The 22,613-nt window shown below is 62.9% G+C and carries 19 protein-coding genes; 11 read left to right on the top strand and 8 right to left on the bottom strand.

What is annotated here, in order from left to right; all coding sequences use genetic code 11:
• The 4 genes from B7449_RS04110 to B7449_RS04095 all read left to right on the top strand — a co-directional run.
• Positions 1–1,758 (top strand): TonB-dependent receptor (locus B7449_RS04110; RefSeq protein ID WP_048883278.1); only part of this gene is annotated, 1,758 nt, incomplete at its 5' end.
• A 31-nt stretch (positions 1,759–1,789) separates the two neighbouring features.
• Positions 1,790–2,479 (top strand): Fe2+-dependent dioxygenase, encoded by a 690-nt coding sequence (locus B7449_RS04105; protein WP_039734364.1) that lies wholly within the window; start codon positions 1,790–1,792, stop codon positions 2,477–2,479.
• Between the two features lie 226 nt (positions 2,480–2,705).
• Positions 2,706–2,912: a cold-shock protein gene (locus tag B7449_RS04100; RefSeq protein WP_007398099.1), complete on the top strand. Its 207-nt coding sequence runs from the start codon at positions 2,706–2,708 to the stop codon at positions 2,910–2,912.
• A 64-nt stretch (positions 2,913–2,976) separates the two neighbouring features.
• Positions 2,977–3,336, top strand: a complete 360-nt coding sequence (locus B7449_RS04095; RefSeq protein WP_235721059.1) for a hypothetical protein — start codon at positions 2,977–2,979, stop codon at positions 3,334–3,336.
• A gap of 66 nt (positions 3,337–3,402) precedes the next feature.
• On the opposite strand, the gene B7449_RS04090 is transcribed toward B7449_RS04095, so the two are convergent.
• Complete coding sequence (locus B7449_RS04090) at positions 3,403–4,305, bottom strand: LysR family transcriptional regulator (protein ID WP_039736753.1); 903 nt, start codon at positions 4,303–4,305, stop codon at positions 3,403–3,405.
• A 446-nt stretch (positions 4,306–4,751) separates the two neighbouring features.
• Here B7449_RS04090 and B7449_RS04080 point away from each other — a divergent pair, with 446 nt between their 5' ends.
• The 3 genes from B7449_RS04080 (at position 4,752) to B7449_RS04070 (ending at position 11,048) form a co-directional block, all read left to right on the top strand.
• Positions 4,752–6,221, top strand: coding sequence for an NAD-dependent succinate-semialdehyde dehydrogenase (locus B7449_RS04080; protein ID WP_039736755.1), 1,470 nt, complete (start codon positions 4,752–4,754; stop codon positions 6,219–6,221).
• A 68-nt stretch (positions 6,222–6,289) separates the two neighbouring features.
• Complete coding sequence (locus B7449_RS04075) at positions 6,290–7,549, top strand: metallophosphoesterase family protein (protein ID WP_039736759.1); 1,260 nt, start codon at positions 6,290–6,292, stop codon at positions 7,547–7,549.
• The gene (locus B7449_RS04070) at positions 7,530–11,048 is read left to right on the top strand and encodes a YhaN family protein (protein WP_235721060.1); all 3,519 of its coding nucleotides are present in this window, start codon (positions 7,530–7,532) and stop codon (positions 11,046–11,048) included. Before B7449_RS04075 ends, B7449_RS04070 begins: the two co-directional genes overlap by 20 nt.
• Before the next feature lie 163 nt (positions 11,049–11,211).
• Here B7449_RS04070 and B7449_RS04065 read toward each other — a convergent pair whose 3' ends face one another.
• From B7449_RS04065 to B7449_RS04045, 5 genes are all read right to left on the bottom strand, one after another.
• Positions 11,212–11,757, bottom strand: a complete 546-nt coding sequence (locus tag B7449_RS04065; RefSeq protein ID WP_039736757.1) for a hypothetical protein — start codon at positions 11,755–11,757, stop codon at positions 11,212–11,214.
• A 40-nt stretch (positions 11,758–11,797) separates the two neighbouring features.
• Positions 11,798–12,652, bottom strand: coding sequence for a carboxylating nicotinate-nucleotide diphosphorylase (gene nadC / locus B7449_RS04060; RefSeq protein ID WP_039734434.1), 855 nt, complete (start codon positions 12,650–12,652; stop codon positions 11,798–11,800).
• Entirely contained in the window at positions 12,649–14,217 is a 1,569-nt protein-coding gene (locus tag B7449_RS04055) for an L-aspartate oxidase (protein WP_039734433.1), read from the bottom strand. The genes nadC and B7449_RS04055 overlap by 4 nt, the downstream gene beginning before the upstream one ends.
• Positions 14,214–15,194, bottom strand: coding sequence for a quinolinate synthase NadA (nadA, locus tag B7449_RS04050; RefSeq protein WP_039734432.1), 981 nt, complete (start codon positions 15,192–15,194; stop codon positions 14,214–14,216). Before nadA ends, B7449_RS04055 begins: the two co-directional genes overlap by 4 nt.
• A gap of 143 nt (positions 15,195–15,337) precedes the next feature.
• Complete coding sequence (locus B7449_RS04045) at positions 15,338–16,228, bottom strand: NUDIX hydrolase (RefSeq protein WP_039734450.1); 891 nt, start codon at positions 16,226–16,228, stop codon at positions 15,338–15,340.
• A 283-nt stretch (positions 16,229–16,511) separates the two neighbouring features.
• On the opposite strand from B7449_RS04045, the gene B7449_RS04040 reads away from it, so the two are divergent.
• Together B7449_RS04040 and B7449_RS04035 are read left to right on the top strand one after the other, a co-directional pair.
• Positions 16,512–16,769: a hypothetical protein gene (locus tag B7449_RS04040; protein WP_039734431.1), complete on the top strand. Its 258-nt coding sequence runs from the start codon at positions 16,512–16,514 to the stop codon at positions 16,767–16,769.
• Positions 16,770–16,772: 3 nt separating this feature from the next.
• Complete coding sequence (locus B7449_RS04035) at positions 16,773–18,149, top strand: sodium:solute symporter family protein (protein WP_039734430.1); 1,377 nt, start codon at positions 16,773–16,775, stop codon at positions 18,147–18,149.
• 95 nt (positions 18,150–18,244) lie between these two features.
• Here B7449_RS04035 and B7449_RS04030 read toward each other — a convergent pair whose 3' ends face one another.
• Positions 18,245–19,135 carry a diacylglycerol/lipid kinase family protein gene (locus tag B7449_RS04030; protein ID WP_039734449.1) on the bottom strand — a complete coding sequence of 297 codons (891 nt, stop codon included), beginning with the start codon at positions 19,133–19,135 and terminating at the stop codon, positions 18,245–18,247.
• A gap of 375 nt (positions 19,136–19,510) precedes the next feature.
• Between B7449_RS04030 and B7449_RS04025 the strand changes: the two genes are divergently transcribed.
• Positions 19,511–20,881: an amino acid permease gene (locus B7449_RS04025; protein WP_039734448.1), complete on the top strand. Its 1,371-nt coding sequence runs from the start codon at positions 19,511–19,513 to the stop codon at positions 20,879–20,881.
• Between the two features lie 106 nt (positions 20,882–20,987).
• Here the strand turns inward: B7449_RS04025 and arsC are convergent, their stop codons facing one another.
• Complete coding sequence (gene arsC / locus B7449_RS04020) at positions 20,988–21,353, bottom strand: arsenate reductase (glutaredoxin) (RefSeq protein ID WP_039734447.1); 366 nt, start codon at positions 21,351–21,353, stop codon at positions 20,988–20,990.
• 203 nt (positions 21,354–21,556) lie between these two features.
• Here arsC and trhO point away from each other — a divergent pair, with 203 nt between their 5' ends.
• Positions 21,557–22,582: an oxygen-dependent tRNA uridine(34) hydroxylase TrhO gene (trhO, locus tag B7449_RS04015; protein WP_048883269.1), complete on the top strand. Its 1,026-nt coding sequence runs from the start codon at positions 21,557–21,559 to the stop codon at positions 22,580–22,582.
• Positions 22,583–22,613: the final 31 nt, after the last annotated feature.

Here is a 22,613-nt window from a genome sequence, read left to right as displayed (position 1 = left end):
CAACCGTGGGCCAGGTCAGATACACAGACTTCAGGACACTCCCGCACCACCGCCTTCCGCCTGACGGGCATGGGCAACGAAAACAATGTTGTTGGTCGCGATTACATCTATTCCCACCGCTGGGGGATCGCGCCGTCCATCGCCTTTGGCCTGGGCAAGAAAGTGTCGTTCGTGCTGGAATATTTCCACCAGAACGATAACCGCATTCCCGATTACGGCGTGCCGGTGGTCTATTCATCCGCCAACGCCATTGGCCGTCCCGTGACCGAATACGGCGTCAAGCGCACCAACTGGTATGGCACCACCTATGATCAGGACGATTCAAGCACGGACATGATCACCGGTCGCCTGACGGCCAAGGTCAACCCGATCCTGACACTATATAATGACATGCGTGGCGGTATCTTCCACCGCTATTTCTCCGCATCACAGGAAGCATGTTCGAACTTCAGCAGCGGCGCGACCCTGACGAACAACACGTTCAATGGCGTATCCCCATCGTCCACCTGTCAGTCCGACTTCTTTTCATCCAACCCTGCTGCAGCCCAGGTGGCGCGTAATGGCGGGGTGGGCGGTCCCGAACCCTACCGGCAGAGCGACTGGTCCATACAGGATGTGTTTTCCGGTGTCGCGCACCTTAAGACCGGACGGATCCGGCACGAGATCATTGGCGGCTTCGACATTGAATACGTTACCGATCACCGCCAGAACTACGCCTATGGCTCCAACCGGCCCGGCACCAGCCTGCTTGACCCCTCGCCCGCCGTGCCTGGCCTGACGCTGGGGGACTGCAACCAGTATCCCAACCGGCTGGTCAATATCGGCAATGGCGTGGGTCGCAAGTGCTACAAGAACAGCGACGCGCTGGATGTCGGCTTCTTCCTGTCGGATCAGATCTGGCTGACGAATTACCTGTCGGTCAAGGCGGGTTTCCGCTGGGATAACTGGAACAGCCACTACAGCGCCACCGGCGGCAGCACCGCCACCCCGGATGTGCATTACGGACAGAACGAAACCACCATCAACCCGTCCGTCAGCATCATGTACACCCCGCGCAGCAACCTTATGGTGTATTTCAACTGGTCTGAATCCACCACGCCGCTGAGCATGTACGTCACCAACAGCTCGGAACCCCTGAATTCCAAAAGCGCGACCGCATCCCCCGAACGCAGCAGGCTGTATGAAGTCGGTGCGAAATACAGCGCCTTCCATGACCGCATCGGATTCACGGCAGCCCTGTTCCGGCTGGAAAAGAACAATTCCATCCAGACCGACCCCTCCACGGGCGACATCAGCGCGACCAGCGACCAGGAACGCAACCAGGGGCTTGAACTCAGCGCATCGGGCACGCTGTTGCGCAACTGGATGTTCTACGGCACCTACGCGCTGTATGATCCCACCATTACCAAGGCCGGTTCCACCACGTCCAAGCAGGGCGGGCAGATCCAGTACGTACCCCATAACCAGGCCACGGCATGGACCAGCTATGAAATCGCCCCGCGCAAGCCGTGGAACATGACCATTGGCGGTGGCATTACATGGCGGCAGGGCGTGTGGCTGGATCAGGCCAACACCGCGCGCGTGCCGGCCACGGTGGAATTCGACGCCATGGTGTCACACCATTTCGCCGACCACTGGAAAGTGGCGATGAACGCCTATAACCTTGATAACCGGCTGAATTACGGCAGCCTGTTTTCAAACCGGGTGACGCCGTCCATCGGGCGCTCGTTCCTGTTCAACATCTCGGCCCAGTACTGATCCACATCCATCATACCACCAAGGTTCCGCCATGCTGCTGCACATTCCCGCCCTGCTGAGCGCCGATGAACTGGCCCACTGTCGCGAAACACTGAAAAACGCGCAGTGGACCGACGGACGCGAGACGGCGGGCCTGCAGTCAGCCAAGGCCAAGAACAACCTGCAGCTGCCCCGGGATTCGGAAGCCTGCCGTGAACTGGGGCAGGTCGTGCTGCGCGCGCTGGGCCGCAACGCCCTGTTCAACAGCGCGGTGCTGCCCTACCGGGTCAGCCCGCCGCTGTTCAACCGCTATGAAAACGGCATGAACTTTGGCGCGCATGTGGACAATGCCATCCGGGGCATCGTGGCGGGCGACATCCATACGCGCATCCGCACGGATGTGTCCTCCACGCTGTTTTTTTCGGATCCCGACGAATATGACGGCGGTGAACTGACCATGCATGCCAATGGCAACGAACAGGCCATAAAGCTGCCGGCAGGCGACATGGTGCTGTATCCCACCACCGTGCTGCACAGTGTCACGCCGGTCACGCGCGGCAGCAGGCTGGCGGCCTTTTTCTGGTCCCAGTCGATGATTGCCGAGGAAAGCCGCAGGCAGATCATGTTTGACCTGGACATGCAGGTGACATCCCTGCGTGAACGGCTGGGGGACGCCGATCCCGCCGTGCTGTCGCTGACCAATATTTACCACAACATGATGCGCCAGTGGTGCCTGCTGTAGCCGGTTATCAGGCGGCCCACAGGAAATATTTCCGCTTTTTAAAATATTTTCCGTGCTATTTGCATGCATCCTCTGTATAGGATGTTCCACGGCTGGACTTTTCAGCTACGGACAAGATTTCAAATGCAGCCTCGCTAAGCGGCCTTCTGGCATCCCCGATATAACGAAAAGTCTCGATTCCGCGCATGTTCGCGTGGAGGTGCCGGTTACGCAAGGAGGCCAAGACATGGCCGCAGGAACAGTTAAATGGTTCAACGCCCAGAAGGGCTTTGGATTTATCCAGCCTGATGATGGAAGCGCTGACGCTTTCGTTCACATCTCTGCAGTCGAGCAGGCTGGCCAGCAGACACTGAACGAGGGACAGGCTGTGACCTACGACCTCGAACGGGGCCGCAACGGCAAGTCTTCTGCAGTCAATCTGAAGATTGGCTGATAATCTCGGCAGGAACTCCGGTTCCTGCCGTTTTTATTTCTACTCTCTTTTACAGCCAGACAGCATGTTCCGGTTTCTCATACTGTCACTGGCCTGCCTGCCACTGCACCATGCCATGGCGCAGATGCCCGGTGCGGTCCCCGGCGGCTGGAATGGCAGCGTGGCCCTGCCGCATGCGCCCATGGCCCCATCGGTCCTGTCCATGCCAGCAGCCCCTCCGCTGGCGCATTTCGCCCCGCTGCATGCCTCCGGCACATCCGTTCCGTCATCACCCTACCGCGAACAGGTCCCCGGTCCCGCTGACCTGAACGCGACGCAACCTGCCGCCCCCATGCCCGGCAGCCCCGCACGACAGGACTGGACGGCCTTCCGGCGCGCCGAACAGCAGGCATTGCGGAACACGCACTCCCCCGCCGCGCCATGACAGGCGGTTGCACACACCGACCATACGCCATCCCGCAGGTCATCAGGACACTGGTGGGCAGACCTTTCAGTTGACCGCGAAGATGTCGCGCATGTCCATCTGGCTGGCAATTTCCCATACCCGCGTCATCAGCGCCGTTGGCAGGGACTGCGTCAGGCGCACCAGCCCCACTTCTGGCGCACCACATGGACCGAGGGGACGAATCTGCAGGCGGCTATGGCCGATATGGGTCGGCAGCGCCGCAACCGGCAATATGCTGGCCAGTCGCCCCGCCAGCAGTTCACCATACAGCACTTCGGGTGAATTGGTTTCCAGCACCACGATCGGGCTGACCCCTGCCCCCCGGAACGCGGCATCCACGATCTGGCGCGTACGCATTTCCGGACTGAACAGGCACAGGGGCAGGTCGGCCAGTGTCGCCCAGTCGCGCCGTCCCGTCGGCAGGACCAGGGGTTCCGCCGCCGCCAGCACATGCTGTTCGGTAAACAGGGGAAGCATATCAAAAGGCGCATCCGCAGGGATCTGGTCCAGATAGACCAGCCCGAGGTCAAGCTGCTGCTGGCGCAGACGGTGAATGGTATCAGCACATGAACCGATACGCACCTGCAGATGCAGCCCCGGGATGGCGGTCCGGAAACTTTCCAGCAGCAGCGGAATGCCCTGCATCCCCGACGGTATGACCCCAATGGACAGCGTGCCCCCGGCCACGGCCTGCGCAAAGGCCGCTTCCTGCCGCAATCCGTCCAGCGCGGCCAGCGTCTGGCGCGCCCATGCCAGCACCCGCCGCCCTTCGTCCGTCAGGCCATTGAAACGCCGGGTCCGACGGATGATGGTAATTCCCAGTTCAGCTTCAAGCTGGCGTATCGCCGCCGAAAGCGCGGGCTGGGATACGCCGCAGCTTTCCGCCGCCCGCGAGAAATGCTGATAGCGGTCAAGGGCTATCAGATAGGTCAACTGCCGCAGAAACACGCCACATCCGTCCTGACAAGAAACGTCACATATTACCGGACAATCCCGCCATTCGCCAGAGACCCCGTCCCGCACCCCATATGCGCGATCGCGGCGCGCACGGCAGCTCCGGCCTGACCGAACGGCAGCCCGCCTGCAGGGCCGTCAAGGCAGGCATGCCCGGTGCCATGCCGGCCCGAGGGCATGATCGCTCGCGAAAAAATGGTGGGGAAAATGTGGCGGGCCGGGCGTACACATGAATGCTGCCGTGACGTTATGCGCATGGAACCGGCTGGACAGGGCTGACCCGACTGCCCCGCGTGGGATACAGGGGCCAGATATTCGCATCCTTGTGCCATTGACGGCATCCGATGTGATCATTGATGAAGGGAAGACTATTCTCCGGGCAGGTTCCGGCAAAATCCCGAACCCGTCCCGGCCATTCGCCCCAGTACCGGAGACCGTACATGCCCGTACATCTTTCCAACACATCCCTGTTCCGCAAGGATGCGTTCATTAACGGCACATGGTGCCCTGCGGCGGATGGCGCGCGCCGCGCCGTGCATGATCCGGCGACCGGCCTGCTGGTGGCGGACGTAGCCGAATGCGGGCCGCAGGACGTGACCCACGCCATTACGGCCGCCCTCGCGGCGCAGGCGGAATGGCGCAACCGCACCGGCGCGCAGCGACAGGTCATCCTGACGCGCTGGCATGAACTGATCATGGACAATGTTGACGACCTCGCCACCATGATCATTACCGAACAGGGCAAGCCCCGTGCCGAAGCCGCGGGCGAAATCCGGTATGCTGCAAGCTTCCTGCTGTGGTTCGCGGCCGAGGCCATGCGCACTTATGGCGACATCATTCCCCCCACCAACCCGGCCACGCGGCTGAGCGTCATCCGCCAGCCCGTGGGCGTGTGCGCGGCGATCACGCCGTGGAATTTCCCCGCCGCCATGATCACCCGCAAGGCCGGACCCGCGCTGGCCGCGGGCTGCGCCATGATCGTCAAGCCGTCGGAGGACACACCGCTTACGGCACTTGCGCTGGCGGAACTTGCCCGGCAGGCGGGCGTGCCTGCGGGCCTTTTGCAGGTCCTGCCGGGGGATGGCGTGACACTGGGCAGGGCGCTGTGCGCCAGCCCCGCCATCCGCAAGCTGTCCTTTACGGGGTCCACGCAGGTGGGGCGCATCCTCATGGCGCAGTCGGCCCCCACGCTCAAGCGCCTTTCGCTGGAACTGGGCGGCAATGCCCCCTTCATCGTATTTGACGATGCCCATATCGAACAGGCGATCAAAAGCGCGGTCGCCGCCAAATACCGCAATGCCGGACAGACCTGCGTCTGCGCCAACCGCTTCCTGGTGCAGGACGGGATCTATGACGAATTCGCCACCCGCTTTGCCCGCGTGGTGAACAAGCTGCCGGTGGGGCCGGGCAGCGACCCCAGTTCCGCCATTGGGCCGCTGATCAGCACAAAGGCGCGCGACAAGGTGGAGGAACACGTGCGCGACGCGCTGGCACATGGCGCGACCGTGCTGTGCGGCGGCGCGCGCGACGATGCGGGCGACCTGTTCTACCGGCCCACCGTCCTGCGTGACGCAACACCCGCCATGCGCATCGCGCGGGAGGAAACGTTCGGCCCCGTGGCCCCGCTGTTCCGCTTCCATACGGAAGCCGAGGCCATCGCCATGGCCAATGACACGGAATACGGCCTTGCCGCCTATTTCTTCACCCGCGACCATGCCCGCGCCCATCGCGTGGCCGAAGCACTGGAATACGGCATGGTCGGCCATAACACCGGCCTGATTTCCAACGAGGTCGCCCCCTTTGGCGGCATCAAGCAGTCCGGCATGGGCCGCGAGGGATCACGCTATGGCATGGATGAATACATGGAAATGAAGTATATCTGCACGGACATCACCGACCATACGGCATGACCGGCAGCCGCCCCGTTCCACGCGCCGGGGCGCATTTACATCCGCTTTCAATGGACTACGATGGCGACATGGACGAATTCCGCTTCCTTCATGCCGCCGACCTCCATCTGGACAGCCCGCTGCTGGGGCTGACGCAGAAATCGGGGGAGTACGCCCGCCTGATCGCCGATGCCTCACGCCGCGCCTTCAGCGACATGGTCGATCTGGCCATCCAGACCGAATGCCGCTTTGTCGTGCTGGCGGGCGATGTATTTGACGGTGACCTGCGCGATACGCAGTGCGGGCTGTTCTTCATCAACGGCATGGCGCGGCTGCAGCAGGCGGGCATCCGCGTTTTCATGATCCTTGGCAATCATGATGCCGAAAACCGCTTTGCCCGCCACCTGCACATAACGGACAACGTACACCTGTTCGCCTCCAGCAGGGCCGAAACCTGCATCATGGAAGATCTGGGCGTTGCCGTGCATGGCCGCAGCTTTGGCCGCCGGGACGTTACGGACAATATCGCACGGAAATATCCTGTCCCCGTACCGGGCCTGTTCAACATCGGCATCCTGCATACCGCCTGTCAGGGGCGGGAGGGGCATGAAACCTATGCCCCCTGCACCGTGGAACAGCTGGTCAACCATGGCTACCAGTACTGGGCGCTGGGGCATGTCCATAACCGGGAAATCCTGCATGAAAACCCGTACGTGGTGTACGCGGGCAACCTGCAGGGACGCCATGCGCGCGAAGCCGGACCAAAAGGGGCGTCACTGGTCACGGTGCGTGGCGAGCGGGTCCTGTCGGTAGACCATCAGGTGCTGGACGCCGTGCGCTGGGCCAGCGAAATGGTGGACCTGACAGACGCCACGACCCCCGCCGACATGACCGACCGTATCCGCGATGCCGGGCGATCCCTTGTGGCGCAGGCGCAGGGGCGGCCCATTGCCCTGCGGCTGGAACTGGTGGGGGCAACGGCGCTGCATGCCCACCTGATCCGCGGCACGCATGACGCGCAACTGGAAATCGAGACCATACTGGCCAGCCTGTCCGATGAGATATGGCTCGAACGCCTGAAAATCCATACCCGCCCGCCACCCCGCCCTGCCGTGCTGGACCCGTCCACCGGCGGCCGGATCGCCGCCGACATACAGCAGGCCGCAACGCCGGATGTGCTGCGGGCGGAACTGTCCGATATCCTGACCGCGATCATGGACCGCATGCCCGCCCATGCCCGCACGGAAGAAATGCGCGAAACGATCCTGAATGACGTGCCGGGCCGGGCAATCGACCTCGCCCTGTCGCTGGTGGACAATCCGGAAGGGCATGACAATGCGAATCAGTGAATTCCGCATTGTCAAATACGGCGCCATTGCCGACCTTGACCTGAATTTTGGCGATGGCCACGGGCTGCATGTCATCCATGGTCCCAACGAGGCAGGCAAGAGCACCTGCCTGTCCGCGCTGTCGGATTTCCTGTTTGGCGTCCCGAACCTGTCGCCTGCGGGGGCGGTGTTTGGCAACGACCAGATCCGGCTGGACGCCCGCCTGCGACTGGATGATGGGCAGGCCCTGGACCTGAGCCGCCGCAAGGGCCGCCGGAATACCCTGCTGGCCCCCAATGGCAAGGCTGTGGCCGACAGCATGCTGTCGCACCCGCTGGGGGCCATGACGCGCGAACGCTTTGCCGCGCTGTTCGGGCTGAATGACGAAACCCTGCGTTCGGGCGGAACGGAACTGCTGAAGGCAAACGGGGATATTGGCCGCCTGATCGTGGAGGCAGGCGGCGGCCTGCGCGCGCTGGTGGAACGGCTGGAGGAAATCGACGCGCGGCGCAATGCCCTGTTCGCGCCCCGCCGGTCGGCGGAACGTGCGTTCTACAGGGCGCTGGATGCCTTTAACGCGGCAAAGGACAGCCTGAAGGACGCCTCGCTCGGGCATGACGCCTATACCGAACATTGCCGCCTGCGTGATGAAGCCCGCCAGAGCAAGACCGACATAAGCCGCGAACAGGACGACCTGCGCCGCCTGCAGGCCCGTCATGAACGGCTGGAAAAGGCAGCGCCCCTGCTGGGTGAGATCAACCGGCTGCAGGCGGAACTGTCGGCACTGGCTGACCTTGCCGCCCTGCCCGTCGGCATGGGCGCCACGATCACCACGACGCTGGAAACATATGATCACGCCAGGGCCCACCATGACGCCATGGTGGCGCAGGCCGCTCAATTACGACAACAGACGACGCCGTCTCCCGCACAGGTCAGCCTTCAGGACCTGCGCGATCCCGTCATGCAGGCCATCCGCCTTGGGCACGACGTCCGCCAGCACCGTGCGCTGAAACCGGCGCAGGATGAAAAATGGCGTAGCATAAACGACAGCCTGGCCAGCCTGCGCCGCAGGCTGGGCAAGGGCGCGGATGCCGACCTGCGGCAGTTCATGCCGGACCGCGCGGTGCTGGACAGCATCCGCGTGCTGGTGGACACGCAGGCGCGCTGGCGCATCCAGCACGACAATCTGGAACAGCAGATGCGCCAGACAGACCTGGCCATTGCGCAGAAGCAGCACCGCATGGCCAGCCTGCATGCAGCGGGCCAGCACGTGGCGCTGCATGAAGAGACCGCGCCCTTCGCCGCCCTGCCCATGGACATGAAACGGCTGGCCATGCGCGCGGCGGCAGTGGAACAGCGCCAGGCCAGCCTTGCTGCACAGGCGCAGGCACTGGGTGGCGACACGGTGGACCACCTGCGCCACCAGCCCTGCCCCGACCCGGACAGCGTACGCGCCGCCATGGACCGCCAGCATAAACTGCGCATCGAACACGACCGGCTGGCTGGCACGCTGGCAGTCGAACGCGAACGCCTGACCAGCCTGCAATCCGAACTGGCGCGGCTGGAACAGGCAGGCAGCACGCTTACGCCCGACATGGTGGCAAACGCGCGCGCACGGCGCGATGCGCTGTGGCAGGACATCCGCGCCACCTACCTGCACCCTGACCCGGACACGCCCGCCTCCACGCGCCTGAGCCACGCCGTGGCGCTGGACGCCGCCATGGAACAGGTGGACACCCTGTCCACACAGCTGATGGCGCAGGCCGACCGTATCGCCCGGATCGAGGGACTACGCCACGATATCAGCCACTGCATGGACAGGATCACCTTCCATGACCATGGCCGGGCGGAGGTGGAAAACCGGATGACCTGCCAGTGGCAGGAATTCATGGCCCCCTTTCCCGCCCTGCACGCCCGTGCCGCAACGCCCGAGGCCCTGCTGGCCTTCGTGCAGCAGCGCACGCAGCTGCTGGCGGATGCCCAACAGGTCGCAGCCGAACAGGCGGCGCTGGTGGAAGAACGCATCCGTCCGGACGCAATGCGGGACAGGCTGCACCGGCTGGCCCGCCGGCTGGGGATCGACCCCGCGCCGGACCTGTCCGCGTGTGTGGAAGCCGTCAGCACTGCCGCGCGCATGCATATCAGCGGACATGAAGAATACAGCAGGCTACAGCGCGAACGCGATGACCTGCTGCCGCTACAGCAGCAGTTGCGCCAGCAGGCGGCAGCCCTGACCACGGCACAGCAGGAATGGCAACAGAACTGGGCCGCCGCCATGCAGGCCATTGGCCTTGGCCCTGATGCCCTGCCCGATGTCGCACACGATCTTGCCACCGAATGGGCCGCTGCCCCTGCACAGATCGAGCGTCTGGACGAACTGCGTGACGCCCGCGCGCAGGCACACGCCGCCGGACATGCACTGACGCAGGCTGTCGATGCCATCCGTCCCCGCCTGCCCCTTGCCCTGCCGCAGGACAGCGTGGCGGCGGCCGGGGAACTGGAGCAGCACTGGCAGGCGGCGGAAAAGGCGCGACACCAGCGCGAAGCCCTGCTGCCCGCACTGGCCACAGCCAGTCAGGGCGTAACCGATAGCGAAGCCAGCCTGTTGCACGCCCGCACGACCATCGAGGCGCTGCTGACCCGCACATCTGCCGACAGCGTGGACGCCCTGCGTGCGCTGGCAGCACGTCTGGACCAGCGTGACCGGCTGATCGGGGAGCATGCGCAGGTACGCGATACCCTGTCCCGCATGACCGACGGGCAGTCCCCCGCCGAAGTGGAACATGCCCTTGACGGGCGCGACGTGCCGGAACTGAAGGCGGAAGCGGCACGGATTCATGACCGGCTGGCCGAACTGCAGCGCCTGCGTGATAACGCGGTCCGCGCCGAACAGCATGAAGACATGGCGCTGCGTGCGTTTGAACATAATACGGATGCGACACAGGCCGCGGCACGGCGCGAGGCCGCCATTACCAGCCTGCACCGGATTGTGGAGGAATATGCCGAACTGAGCCTGGCCCGCAAGCTGATCGCCGATGCCATTGCCCGCGTCCGGACGGCGGAACAGGACCCGCTGGTCACCCGTGCGGGGCAGTTCCTGTCCCTTGCGACCCTGGGCGCGTTCAGCGGCATAAGAACGGAACTCGACCCCGATGGCGAACCCGTGGTGCAGGGCGTGCGCCATGATGGCAGCACGGTGCCGGTCGCGGCGATGAGCGCGGGTACGCGCGACCAGCTTTTCCTCGCCTTCCGGCTGGCCAGCGTGGAAACCTACTGCAAATCCGCCGAATCCCTGCCCTTCATCGCCGATGACCTGCTGGTCCAGTTCGATGATGCCCGCAGCCTGAGCACCCTGCGGGTACTGGCGGATTTCGCCCGCACCACGCAGGTGCTGCTGTTCACCCACCATGACAGCATACGCGACATGACGCGTACCCTGCGGGCGGAAATGTGTGACAGGGATGTTGCGGTCAACCTGCTGGAACTGCCCCGTTCACCCGTTGCCGTAACAGGGAACTGATATGGAAAACGGGGTGGCCGATAACAGGCCATTAATGAAAAAATAATGACAGTTTCCGGGTGCCGCCTTCTTTTAAAAAGGCGGCATTTCCCAGAAATCTTCCGGGAAAAGTTTTCCTGAAAACATCTTTGTGCTGCGCAGGCCATTTCGGCAGGCAGGCATTTTACCAGTTCTGCGGTCCCTGCATCATCTGCCTGCGCTGCTGGTCCTGCTGCTGCTGCATCTGCATATGCTGCTGGCGCAACTGTTCATCCTGCTGGCGGAACTGCTGTTGCATCTGTTGCATCTGCTGCTGTTGCTGCATGCGGAACTGCTCACGCTGGCGGGCAATCTGTTCACGACCACCGGGCTGGTTGCCCATCTGGCGTTCCTGCTGGTCCAGCTGCATCTGCTGCTGGCGGAACTGCTGCTGCATCTGTTGCATCTGCTGGTCGCGCTGCATGTTCATCTGCTGTTCCTGCTGGTGCTGCTGCATGTCCTGTTGCCGGAACTGCTGCTGCATCTGCTGCGCCTGCTGGTCACGCTGCATGTTCATCTGCTGTTCCTGCTGGCGCTGCTGCATCTGCTGTTGCTGGAACTGCTGCATCTGCTGGGCGCGCTGCTGCGCCTGCTGCATGTCCGGCTGGGCCTGCGCGCCCACCGTCATGATGGTCGCGCCCAGCAGCGCTGCGCACAGATACCCCGCGCCGGTCCTGATGGTGGATGCCATGATGGTTCTCCCGTGTATGGATACCATCCTTCCTACAGGATCAGGGCAGGTAATCCAGCCCGATGTCCATGACGCGCACGGTATGGGTCAGCCAGCCAAGGGAAATCAGGTCCACCCCCGCCTGCGCCACGGCCGTGACCGTGTGGGGCGTGATACCGCCCGAGGCTTCGGTCAGGGCACGGCCATCGACAGTCCGCACGGCCTCGCGCAGCATGTCGGGGGGCATGTTATCCAGCAGGAAGACATCAACGCCGCCTGTCTCCAGCCCTTCGCGCAGCTGCGCCAGCGTATCGACCTCCAGTTCAATGCGCACCAGATGCCCCGCGGCCCGGCGCGCCCGTTCCACCGCAGCCGTAATCCCGCCGGCAAAGGCGATATGGTTGTCCTTGATCAGGATGGCGTCATCCAGACCAAAACGGTGGTTGCTGCCCCCACCGGCCCGGACCGCATATTTCTGGATCGCCCGCAGGCCGGGCATGGTCTTGCGCGTGCAGGTGATGCTGGCGCGATAGGGACGGACCAGTTCAACCAGTTGCGCCGTAGCCGTCGCGATCCCGCTGAGATGCGACAGGAAATTAAGGCCCACGCGCTCTCCCGACAGGATGCCACGCGCTGGGCCGCGCACCGTGGCAAGACGGGCGCCACGTGTTACCGCGTCACCATCGCGCACATGGGGTTCGAACACGATGCGCGGGTCCATAAGCGCAAAGGACAGCCGCGCCATGTCCAGACCGGCAATCACCCCGTCCTGCCGCGCGGCCAGCATGGCGCAGACGCCAGCATCCCCATCCACGATCACGGCATCGGTCGTAAGGTCGCCCGCGCGGCCCAGATCCTCCAGCAGCCCCGCACGTACGAGCGGTTCCAGCATGATGTCAGGCAGGGGATGGATCATGGGGCATGTCTTTCATTCATGGATGGGGCGGCGGGTACGGGCGCATCATGCAGATCCGCCAGCCGGGCCTGCAGGTCCGCCAGCCGGAAGCGCGACGGCGTGGCGGTCGCCATGGTATGGGGATCATCACTGCGGAAATGACCGCCCCGGCTTTCACGGCGCAGACTGGCGGCCAGAAGGATCGCGGCACTGACCAGCCCGACATCCGTGCCCATGAAGGGCATGATCTGTTTCAGGCCCGAACGCAGACTGTCACCCGTGCGGATCACCCCGGCATGATGGCTCATGATCCGGCGCAGGGCTGCCGGTGGGGGAAATGCGGCCAGGTCATGCGGCAGGCGGGCGATATCAGGCACCGGAACGCGGGACGCCATGCAGCCATCAAGTTCGTGGCCGATCCATGTGCCGAACGCCACGGCTTCCAGCAGGGAATTGCTGGCCAGCCGGTTGGCGCCATGCAGGCCGGTGCATGCGACTTCCCCCGCTGCCCACAGGCCCGTGACACCGGTCCGCCCCCGGTGATCCACCATGATTCCTCCCATATGGTAATGGGCGGCAGGACGGACGGGGATCGGCTGCGTTACGGGATCGACGCCATGGGCCATGCATAACGCATATATGGCAGGAAAATGCCGGGGAAAGGCCGCGCCCACAGCCGCGCGGGTGTCAAGGTACACGCTGTGCCCGGCCATCATGTGACGCCAGACTGCACGCGATACGCTGTCGCGCGTGGCGAGTTCACTGGTAAAACGTTCGCCCGTTTCATCAACCAGGGCCGCACCTTCGCCCCGCACGGCCTCGCTGACCAGACACAGGCGCTGCCCTTCCGGCCCGGCGGACAGGGCGGTCGGGTGAAACTGCACGAATTCCATGTTGCCCAGCACCGCGCCCGCGCGCGCGGCCATGGCAAGGCCACCGCCAGTGGCCCCGGCGGGATTGGTGGTATCGGCAAACAGGCCGCCTGTCCCGCCCGTGGCCAGCACGACGGCCGGGGTGGACAGCGTGAGCGTGCGCCCGCCAATGTCCAGCACGCAGCCCGACACCGCGCCATCATGCACCAGCAGGTCATGCGCATGGGCCCGTTCCACTACCGTGATGCGCGGGGTCTGCCGCACGCGGGCGATCAGCGCGCGCATGATGGCGGCCCCCGTCGCATCTTCCCCCGCATGGACGATGCGCCGCCGCCCATGGGCGGCCTCCAGCCCCAGTTGCAGGCTGCCATCCGCATGCCTGTCCCACCGCACACCAAGCCCGGCCAGCTGTTCAACCGCCACCGGCGCGTACGCTGTCACACGGTCGACCACCGCAGCAGTACATAATCCCGCCCCCGCCGCCAGCGTATCCGCGGCATGCAGCGCGGGCGTGTCATCCGCCCCCACGGCCGCGGCCATTCCCCCCTGCGCCAGCATGCTGGCGGCAGCGGGCGGCCGCATGTCATCCAGCCGCCCCGCGCATGCCAGCACGCATGGCCGCGTGGTGGACAGTGCGGTCATGATACCCGCCAGTCCCCCGCCGACGATCAGCGGCTGCCCGGCAAGCCTGTCCGGCGACGGCAGGGTGGTCATATCGCCAGCATGCGTTCAACGGCGCGGCGGCCACGGCTGGCCAGTTCCGGGTCCAGCGTGACTTCATGCGTCATGGTTTCCAGCGCGCGGCGGATATTGGACAGGGTAATGCGCTTCATGTGCGGGCACATGTTGCATGGACGCACGAATTCGGTCTGGGGATACTGCACCGCGAGGTTGTCGCTCATGGAACATTCGGTCACCAGCAGGATACGGCTGCCGGTATGCCCGCGCACGAAATCACCCATCATGGCGGTGGACCCGCTGAAATCGGATGCCGCCACCACGTCGGGCGGACATTCGGGGTGGGCAAGGACCACAAGCCCCGGATGGTCGGCGCGCATACGCTCGATTTCCTGTGGGGTGAAGCGTTCATGCACCTCGCAATGGCCTGCCCATGTAATCATCTTGATGCCGGTCTCGGCTTCGATGTTGCGGGCAAGGAATTCGTCAGGGATCATGATGACACGGTCGGTGCCAAGGCTTTCCACCACCCGCTTCGCATTGCCCGATGTACAGCAGATATCGCTTTCGGCCTTCACCTCGGCCGAGGTGTTGACATAGGTGACAACCGGCACGCCGGGATGGCGTTCACGCAGCAGGCGCACGTCCCGCCCGGTAATGGAATCAGCCAGCGAACAGCCCGCATGAAGGTCCGGGATCAGCACGGTGCTGTGCGGGTTCAGCATCTTGGCCGTTTCCGCCATGAAATGGACGCCCGCCATGACGATCACGTCCGCATCCGTTTCCTGTGCCTCCCGCGCCAGGGCAAGGCTGTCGCCACGGATGTCGGCCACGCAGTGAAATATCTCGGGCGTCTGGTAGTTATGCGCGAGGATGACGGCGTTGCGTTCGCGCTTGAGTGTTTCGATCGCGCGGATGTCCTCGACAAACGTCTCCCATTCCATTTCGGGGACCAGATGCCGCACGCGGTCATACAGCCCGTCTGTTCCGCCACGCGGCGTAATCTGGTTCATGCCTGTTCTCCCTTCGGCCCCATTCTGCCGCGCCGCTTATGCTCATATTGAGTATAAGTCAGGCAGCAGGGGTCGCCCGCACAGTTCCAGAGGGAAACAAGCCTCTTGTCAATCAGGTTTTTCGTGAGGTCCCGCTTTTCCCCTCAGGGCTGGACCAGTGGAATCTTGGTCCCGACGAATTGCCGCGCCTGCCTGACTTCCCCGCAGAAGCGGTAAAGGCGGGCGGGACGGCCACCGGTATTTTCCTCAATTCCACCTGTTTCTTCAACCAATTGCTGCTGCATGATCAGGCGGCGGAAATTCTGTTTATGAATATGGACACCCGACAGGCTTTCCATCACGCGCTGTAATTGCAGCAGCGTGAATTCCTCCGGCATCAGTTCAAACACGACCGGGCGGTAACGTATCTTTGCACGTAACCGCGCCATGCCGGTGGCCAGTATGCGCCGGTGGTCGTGGTGCATGGCCCGCCCCGGCACGGTGCTTTCGGGCGCGCAGCCCGCTTCCGCCACCAGCCCGGCTTCATACAGCAGTTCATAGCGTTGCAGCACCAGTTCGTCATTCCACGCCACCATGTCGCCAATGGCGAACAGGGTGACACAGCGCTGCCACTGCCGCACGCGCATGGCGGCATTGTCCATGCCCGCCACCCATTTGCATAACAGGCGTTCAATAATGGTCAGGCAGTCCCGTCCTGCATCCGTCTTGCAGTTTTCCCACGGAAAATAGTCATACCAGTCCCGCCATCCTGTTTCCCCCGCGTGGCTGCGGGTCAGCGCCAGATAGGAAATGGCGATCATCCTGCCCTGTTCCGCGCCCAGCAGGCGGTCATGATCGGCAAAGGTGTACAGCTGCTCCACATGCCCGATGGGGTGACCGGTCTGGCGTTCCACCCATGCCCTGACGCCTGCCTGCAGGGACCGGTGGGTACTTTCCAGCGGGCCGGACGGCAGCAGCCTGCCGTGGTCGATTGTCATGACCTGCGGCACGTCATCCCGCACGGCCGTCAGGACAGCAATCAGTTCGATCAGCATCTGGGTTGTCATGTCGGAACATGCATATCATGCCGCCCGCTGGTCTGGGGAGTGAATTCCCCTTCCCGTCCCGCAGGCCGCAGGCATGGCGACGATGGGGATCTGGAAAAAAACCACTGCATGATTATGGAATGCGCTGCCGTGTCCCTATGCCACGATGCGTAATTTCATTACAGTTTCCGTCTTTGGCACCGGGGCCATGATACGCCTCCGGCGCCCGTATCAGCCGGGCAGGATGGCATGACAGCATCCTGCCATTATCACAGGACCGGGTCAGACAGGCATGCATGATCACGACAGACGGGACAACGACACCGGAATTGTGCCCGCCATTTCCCTTCCCGTGCTGCTGGCTGGCATTGTCCTGCCGTTCTGTCTGGTGATCGGGGGCTGTCTGGCGCTTCAGGCATTCCGGATGGCATTATTCGGCATCCCGCTTGAAATGATCTGGATGTTCGCCTGTTTCATTCTGGTGCCGGCATGCCTGACCGTATGCTGGAACATGTCACCACCTGGTCCAGACGGAAAGCAGGTAAAATAAGGCATGGAAGTTTCCATATTTCTGGCCGTCATTACGGCTTCCGTGCTGATCGCCATCTATTCACGGTATCGCCACGCCGCGCGCAATACACGGGATTTCTTTGTGGCGTCGGGTCAGTTCGGGGCCGTGCTCGTCTTTTTCCTGACCATCGGGGAGACATACAGCATTGGCAGCGTCCTGGGCTTTCCCGCCGGGATCTATACGCAGGGCAGCGGGTTCGGACTGTGGTTTCTGGGGTATATCCTGCTGTCCTATCCGGTGGGGTATTTCCTGAACCCGCGCGTATGGGCGCTGGGCCAGAAATATGCCTGTGTGACGATTGCCGATATTTTCCGCAACCATTACGCCAGCCGCGTTCTGGAAATCCTGATCGTTCTGAATACTACGCTATTTCTTCTTCCTTTTGGTGAAATGCAGTTTGCGGGCCTTATGGTGGTGGTCCGCAATCTGGGCTGGCATGTGTCGGGCATGATGATGACGGGGGCATCGGCGTTACTGACTCTGGCGTGGATCGTGCTGTCGGGCATACGCGCGCCGGCCTATGTTTCCATCCTGAAGGATGTGCTGATGGTGGTGGCGATCGTGCTGGGGGGATATGCGGCCTTACATGCCATGCACTGGCCTGCGGCACTGCCACCCCTGTCCCGTCCCGCCGGGGGTGTTCATGGGTTACCGGGCGGCAACGCCTTCATCGTCTCGACCATTATCCTGCAATCGATCGGGTTATGTATCGCGCCACAGACGGTTGCCTTCCTGTTCAGCGCCCGGTCGCCCCGGACCGTGCAGAAAAACCAGATTTTCATGCCGCTTTACATGCTCATGTTCCCGTTCCTGTTCATGATGGCGCTGTATGTGCGGACAGCGGGCATGACACCTGCATCGCCCAATGATGTGTTCATGGTTGCGGTCTGCGCCACCCTGCCCCATTGGGCACGTGGTCTGGTGGCGGGGGGATGCGCGCTGTCGGCGCTGGTGATACTGGCGGGGATCTGCCTGGCGCTGGGGCCACTGGTTTCACGCAACCTGATGCCCGGCCATTCGGACCGCACCCAGAAAACCGGGGCACAGGTCACCATTGCCATTTACCTGCTGGTTTCGGTTCTGGGGGGCGCATCACTGTCCGGGCTGATGGTCATGCTGAACAACCTGTATTATATCGGTGTCACCCAGCTTGCGCCGGGCATTATCGTCGCCATCCTCAACCGCAGGGTGTCGGCCATGCCCATTATTGCCGGGCTGTTATGTGGCGACCTGATCGGAATCAGCCTGTTTTTCCTGCATGTCATGCCTGCGGGACTGAATCCCGGCATGATCGGGTTGACAGTCAATGCGCTGATCGTATGGGGTGGCATGGTCCGGACATCCGCGCAGGCAACCTGACGCCATCCCGCGACCACGTCGTTCTTTAATGGAAACTTTCAGTGAGCTTGTCGGATATGTCGGATATTTCGTAAGCCGACATTTCAGACAGTCCTTTATACCGCAATACGCAGGGGACGATCAGGAATATCAATCCGTATGGGCGTATGACCCCGGGCGTCCCCGTCACTCTGGACGAGCATATGGCAGGGATCCCTGATTTCAACCGTTTCCGCCGTCAGTATCCTGACATCGTGCTGCCGTGACAGGGTCCCGCGCAGCAGGGCCAGGCCATAGCGGATGCTGCCGGCAATCCCCGCTGCGCCAAACAGGACAACCGACAGCTTTCTGGATGTCTGCTGTGTCCGTGGCGTCAGGACATATTTCCCGGCATACAACGCCCCCTTCGACACGATAACCGACGCCGCCTGATAGGGAACGCCATCAACCGATACGGTAATGGGGGCGAACGTGTATTTCCACAACGAACCCAGCGTTGCCATGACATAGGCCGCGCGCCCCACCAGTTTTTTCAGTCGTGCTGACACAACATGGACCACATGTGCGTCAAGGCCAATCCCGACCATCTGCACAAACAGGCATTCCCCCGTGGAGGACCGCAGCCGCCCCGGCCAGACGATGGTGCAGGCACCGCTGGCGATCATGCGCGCGTTCCTCGCGTCATCAAACGGCACATGCAGTTCACGCGCCAGGACATTTGCCGTGCCGACGGGCAGTATGCCCAATATGATATCGGAACCGGCCATGCCTTCGGCCACTTCGGCCACGGTGCCATCCCCGCCCGCGGCGATGATATGGCTGCAGGTCCGTTCCACCACCGCCCGACGCGCCAGATCCGTTGCGTGTCCCTTATGCAGGGTTGATACGATGTCCGCCTGCATGCCCGCATGCTGCAACTGCCGCACAAAGCGCACCACACGCCCGATGCGCCGACGCCCGGCGGTCGGGTTCAGGATAACGGTCACTTTCGTGTTCGGGTCGGGCATGGAACGTGTCTTCGTGGAATTCATGCGCCCTGTCAAAAAAAACAAAGATACGATCCGGGCCGCCCCATGCTGTCGCCACACGAACGCCGCGATCCGGTCATATCCCTGTAAAACAGACATTTTATGCCCGCACGCCTGACATCTCGCCCCTTTACATAACAGGTGCGTTCCTGTCCTATGTTCACGATGAAACTGAAACGATATCAGCCCGCATCCCATACCTGTCCCCGGCGTGCCTGATGCCTCCATCCTGTTTGCCCGCGCCTGCCCGTCACCGGGATGCAGGATCGCCGGTTCCGCCGCCATCACGGTGGCATGCGATCCGCACCTCCGCTGAAATCATTCTTTCCCGTCATTCAGGAAACCCCATACGGCATGTCTGACACGACTGGTACCCACCAGCCGCCTTCCCGACCTGCTGCAAGGCTGAAGCAGCGGCATATCATCATGATCGCGCTTGGGGGCGCCATCGGAGCCGGACTGTTCGTGGGCAGCAGCGCGGCCATTGCCGCAGCAGGACCTGCCGTACTACTGGCCTTTGTCGCGGTCGGGCTTGTGGTCATGCTGGTCATGCGCATGCTGGGCGAAATGGTGACCGCCAGCCCCGGCAAGGGATCGTTCGTGGCCTATGTCCGCCTGGCCCATGGCGACGGGGCCGCCTTTACCACGGGGTGGCTGTACTGGTTTTTCTGGCTGGTGGCGCTGGGCAGCGAGGCCATTGCCGGGGCCATCCTGCTGCATGACTGGATCAGCCTGCCGGTCTGGCTTCTTGCCATGGCGCTGATCGTGGCGCTGAACCTGATCAATCTGGCAGCGGTCCATATATTCGGGGAATGTGAGTTCTGGCTGTCGCTGGTGAAGGTCATCAGCATCGTGCTGTTCATCATGGCGGGCGCGCTGTATGTCGCCCATGTCTTCGGACCCGGCGTCCCGTTCCCGCGCAATGTTCTGGGCCATGGCGGCCTGTTCCCGCATGGGGCGGCGGCCGTAATTTCCATCATCCCCACCGTCCTGTTTACCATGATCGGGTCGGAAATCGCGACGGTGGCGGCAGGCGAGTCCGCGGAACCGGCACGCAATGTAGCCCATGTCACCCGCAGCCTGGGCACGCGCATCGTACTGTTCTACAGCCTGTCCATCGCGCTGATCCTGATGATCGTGCCATGGTCGGACATCGTTCCAGGCCATTCCCCCTTTGTCACGGCCATGCAGGCCATGGGCATTCCGGGGGCGGGGGCGTGCATGCGGATCGTGGTGCTGACGGCGGTACTGTCATGCATGAATTCCAGCCTGTACATTACATCGCGTATCCTGGCCGAACTGGCCCGGCATGGTGATGCGCCCGCCCTGCTGCACCATTACGGGCGACAGCATACGCCGGTCAACGCCATCATGGCCAATTCACTGGCCGGGGCCGTGGTGGCGTTTGCCTCCATCCTTGCACCGGGCACGGTATTCGCCTTCCTGCTCAGTTGCAGTGGCGGGGTGATCCTGCTGGTCTATTCGCTGATTGTCACATCCTACATGGTCCTGCGCCGCCGGGCCGCCAATACGGAACAGGCTGCCTGTTTCCGGCTGCCTTTCTTCCCGGCGGTCAACCTCCTGACACTGGGAGGGGTCATGGTCATTTTCGTGGCCATGCTGCTCAATGCATCACAGCGCATGACCGCCATGGCCAGCCTTGGCACAACCCTGTTCTTTATCATGATCCATGTCGTGCGCGGCAGGATGCGCCCGAAAGCATAGCGCCGCCATTTTCCAATAAAGCCGACGTTTTCCTGAAGCGTTCAAAAAAAGCTTCACCAGAAACTTCCTGTAATCTGACGGCGGCCCTTTGTCCCCGTTCCGTTATTCAGACCCCACGCGCCTGCGGCAGGATGTCAAACAGGGTTTCCTTAGGCCGGCAGGGACGCGCCGCCTGATCGGTCATGACCACCGGGCGGTTGAGCAGTTCCGGGTGGGCCGCAATGGCATCAAGCAGTTCCCCGTCAGTCAGCGCCGGGTCATCCAGCCCCAGTTCCGCATACGGCGTGCCGCGCTGGCGCAGCAGGTCGCGCACCGACACCACAAGACGGCTGGCCAGCACATCCAGATCGGCACGGGTTGGCGGTGTCTTCAGGTATTCCACCACGACCGGCTCGATCCCGGCGGCGCGGATCATGGCCAGCACATTGCGTGATGTGCCACACGCACGGTTATGGTACAGGGTGACGGTCATGACGCGGTTTTTTCCCATATGATCAGACAGAGGAAACGCACTATAAGCACGTTCCCTTCCCGATTGCAGCCCGGCCTGCGCCGTGTGGCCTGACAGGGTGCATTGGCGGGGAATTTCCGCTATGACCGCACAGGCGGCCTGCCCGGAATGCCGGAACGGCCTGTTTACTGACGGGCTTTCGTCAGCGATCCCTTTTGAAGCGCATGGTTGCCATTGTGACAGATCCCACCCCTTCCGTTGTTCCGCCCACGCAGGATCAGCTACCCGTCTGCGTGGCGGCACTGTACCATTTCACGCCATTTGCAGATTGTGCCGCCGTGCGCGCAAAGCTGCTGGATGCCTGCCACGCACTGGATATACGGGGTATCCTGCTGGTGGCGCGCGAAGGCATAAACGGCACCATTGCCGGAACGGATAACGCGATTGCCCGCATCCTTGACATCATCCGCGCCCTGCCCGGCTGCGCGGATCTGGACGTCAAGTTTTCCCGTGCGCCCGCCCTGCCCTTCCACCGCATGAAAGTGCGCATAAAGCGTGAAATCGTGACCATGGGCGTGGAAGGACTGGATCCCCGCCGCGATGTTGGCCACTACGTGGCACCCGATGAATGGAACACCCTGATTTCCGATCCCGATACCATCGTGATCGACACGCGCAATGATTACGAGGTCGCAATCGGCACCTTCCGCGGCGCCATTGATCCGGGCACCCGCACGTTCCGCGAATTCCCGCAATGGTTCCGCGACCGGCGGCGCGACCTGCTGGAACAGGGGCGCAAGCCTAAAATCGCGATGTTCTGCACTGGCGGCATACGCTGTGAAAAGGCAACAGCCTTTGTCCGTGCCGAAGGGATCGAGGATGTGTTCCACCTGCAGGGCGGCATCCTGAAATATCTGGAAACCGTGCCAGAGGATGAAAGCCTGTGGGATGGGGAATGCTTCGTATTCGACCAGCGCGTCAGCGTGGGCCATGGGCTGAAACCCGGCACATTCGACATATGCCATGCCTGCCGTACGCCCCTGAGCGAAGCTGACCGCGCCAGCCCGCATTATGTGGAAGGGGTCAGTTGCCCCCATTGCGCCGACCAGCGCACCGAAGCCCAGCGCAGGCGATATGCGGAACGTGAGCGCCAGATCCAGCTGGCGGCGCGGCAGGGCACGCGCCATCTGGGCCTGCCCCTGCCCGGCACGCGGCATGACACCCCGCCTGGTGACGACACGAACGCATAAGCCCGAAGCATTGCGCCGGACGGCTGACCCA

The sequence above is a fragment of the Komagataeibacter intermedius TF2 genome (assembly GCF_000964425.1).
GTDB classification, from domain to species: Bacteria; Pseudomonadota; Alphaproteobacteria; order Acetobacterales; family Acetobacteraceae; genus Komagataeibacter; species Komagataeibacter intermedius.
The sequence above is the reverse complement of the archived record's forward strand: the minus strand, read 5'-3'. Positions and strand labels throughout refer to the sequence as shown.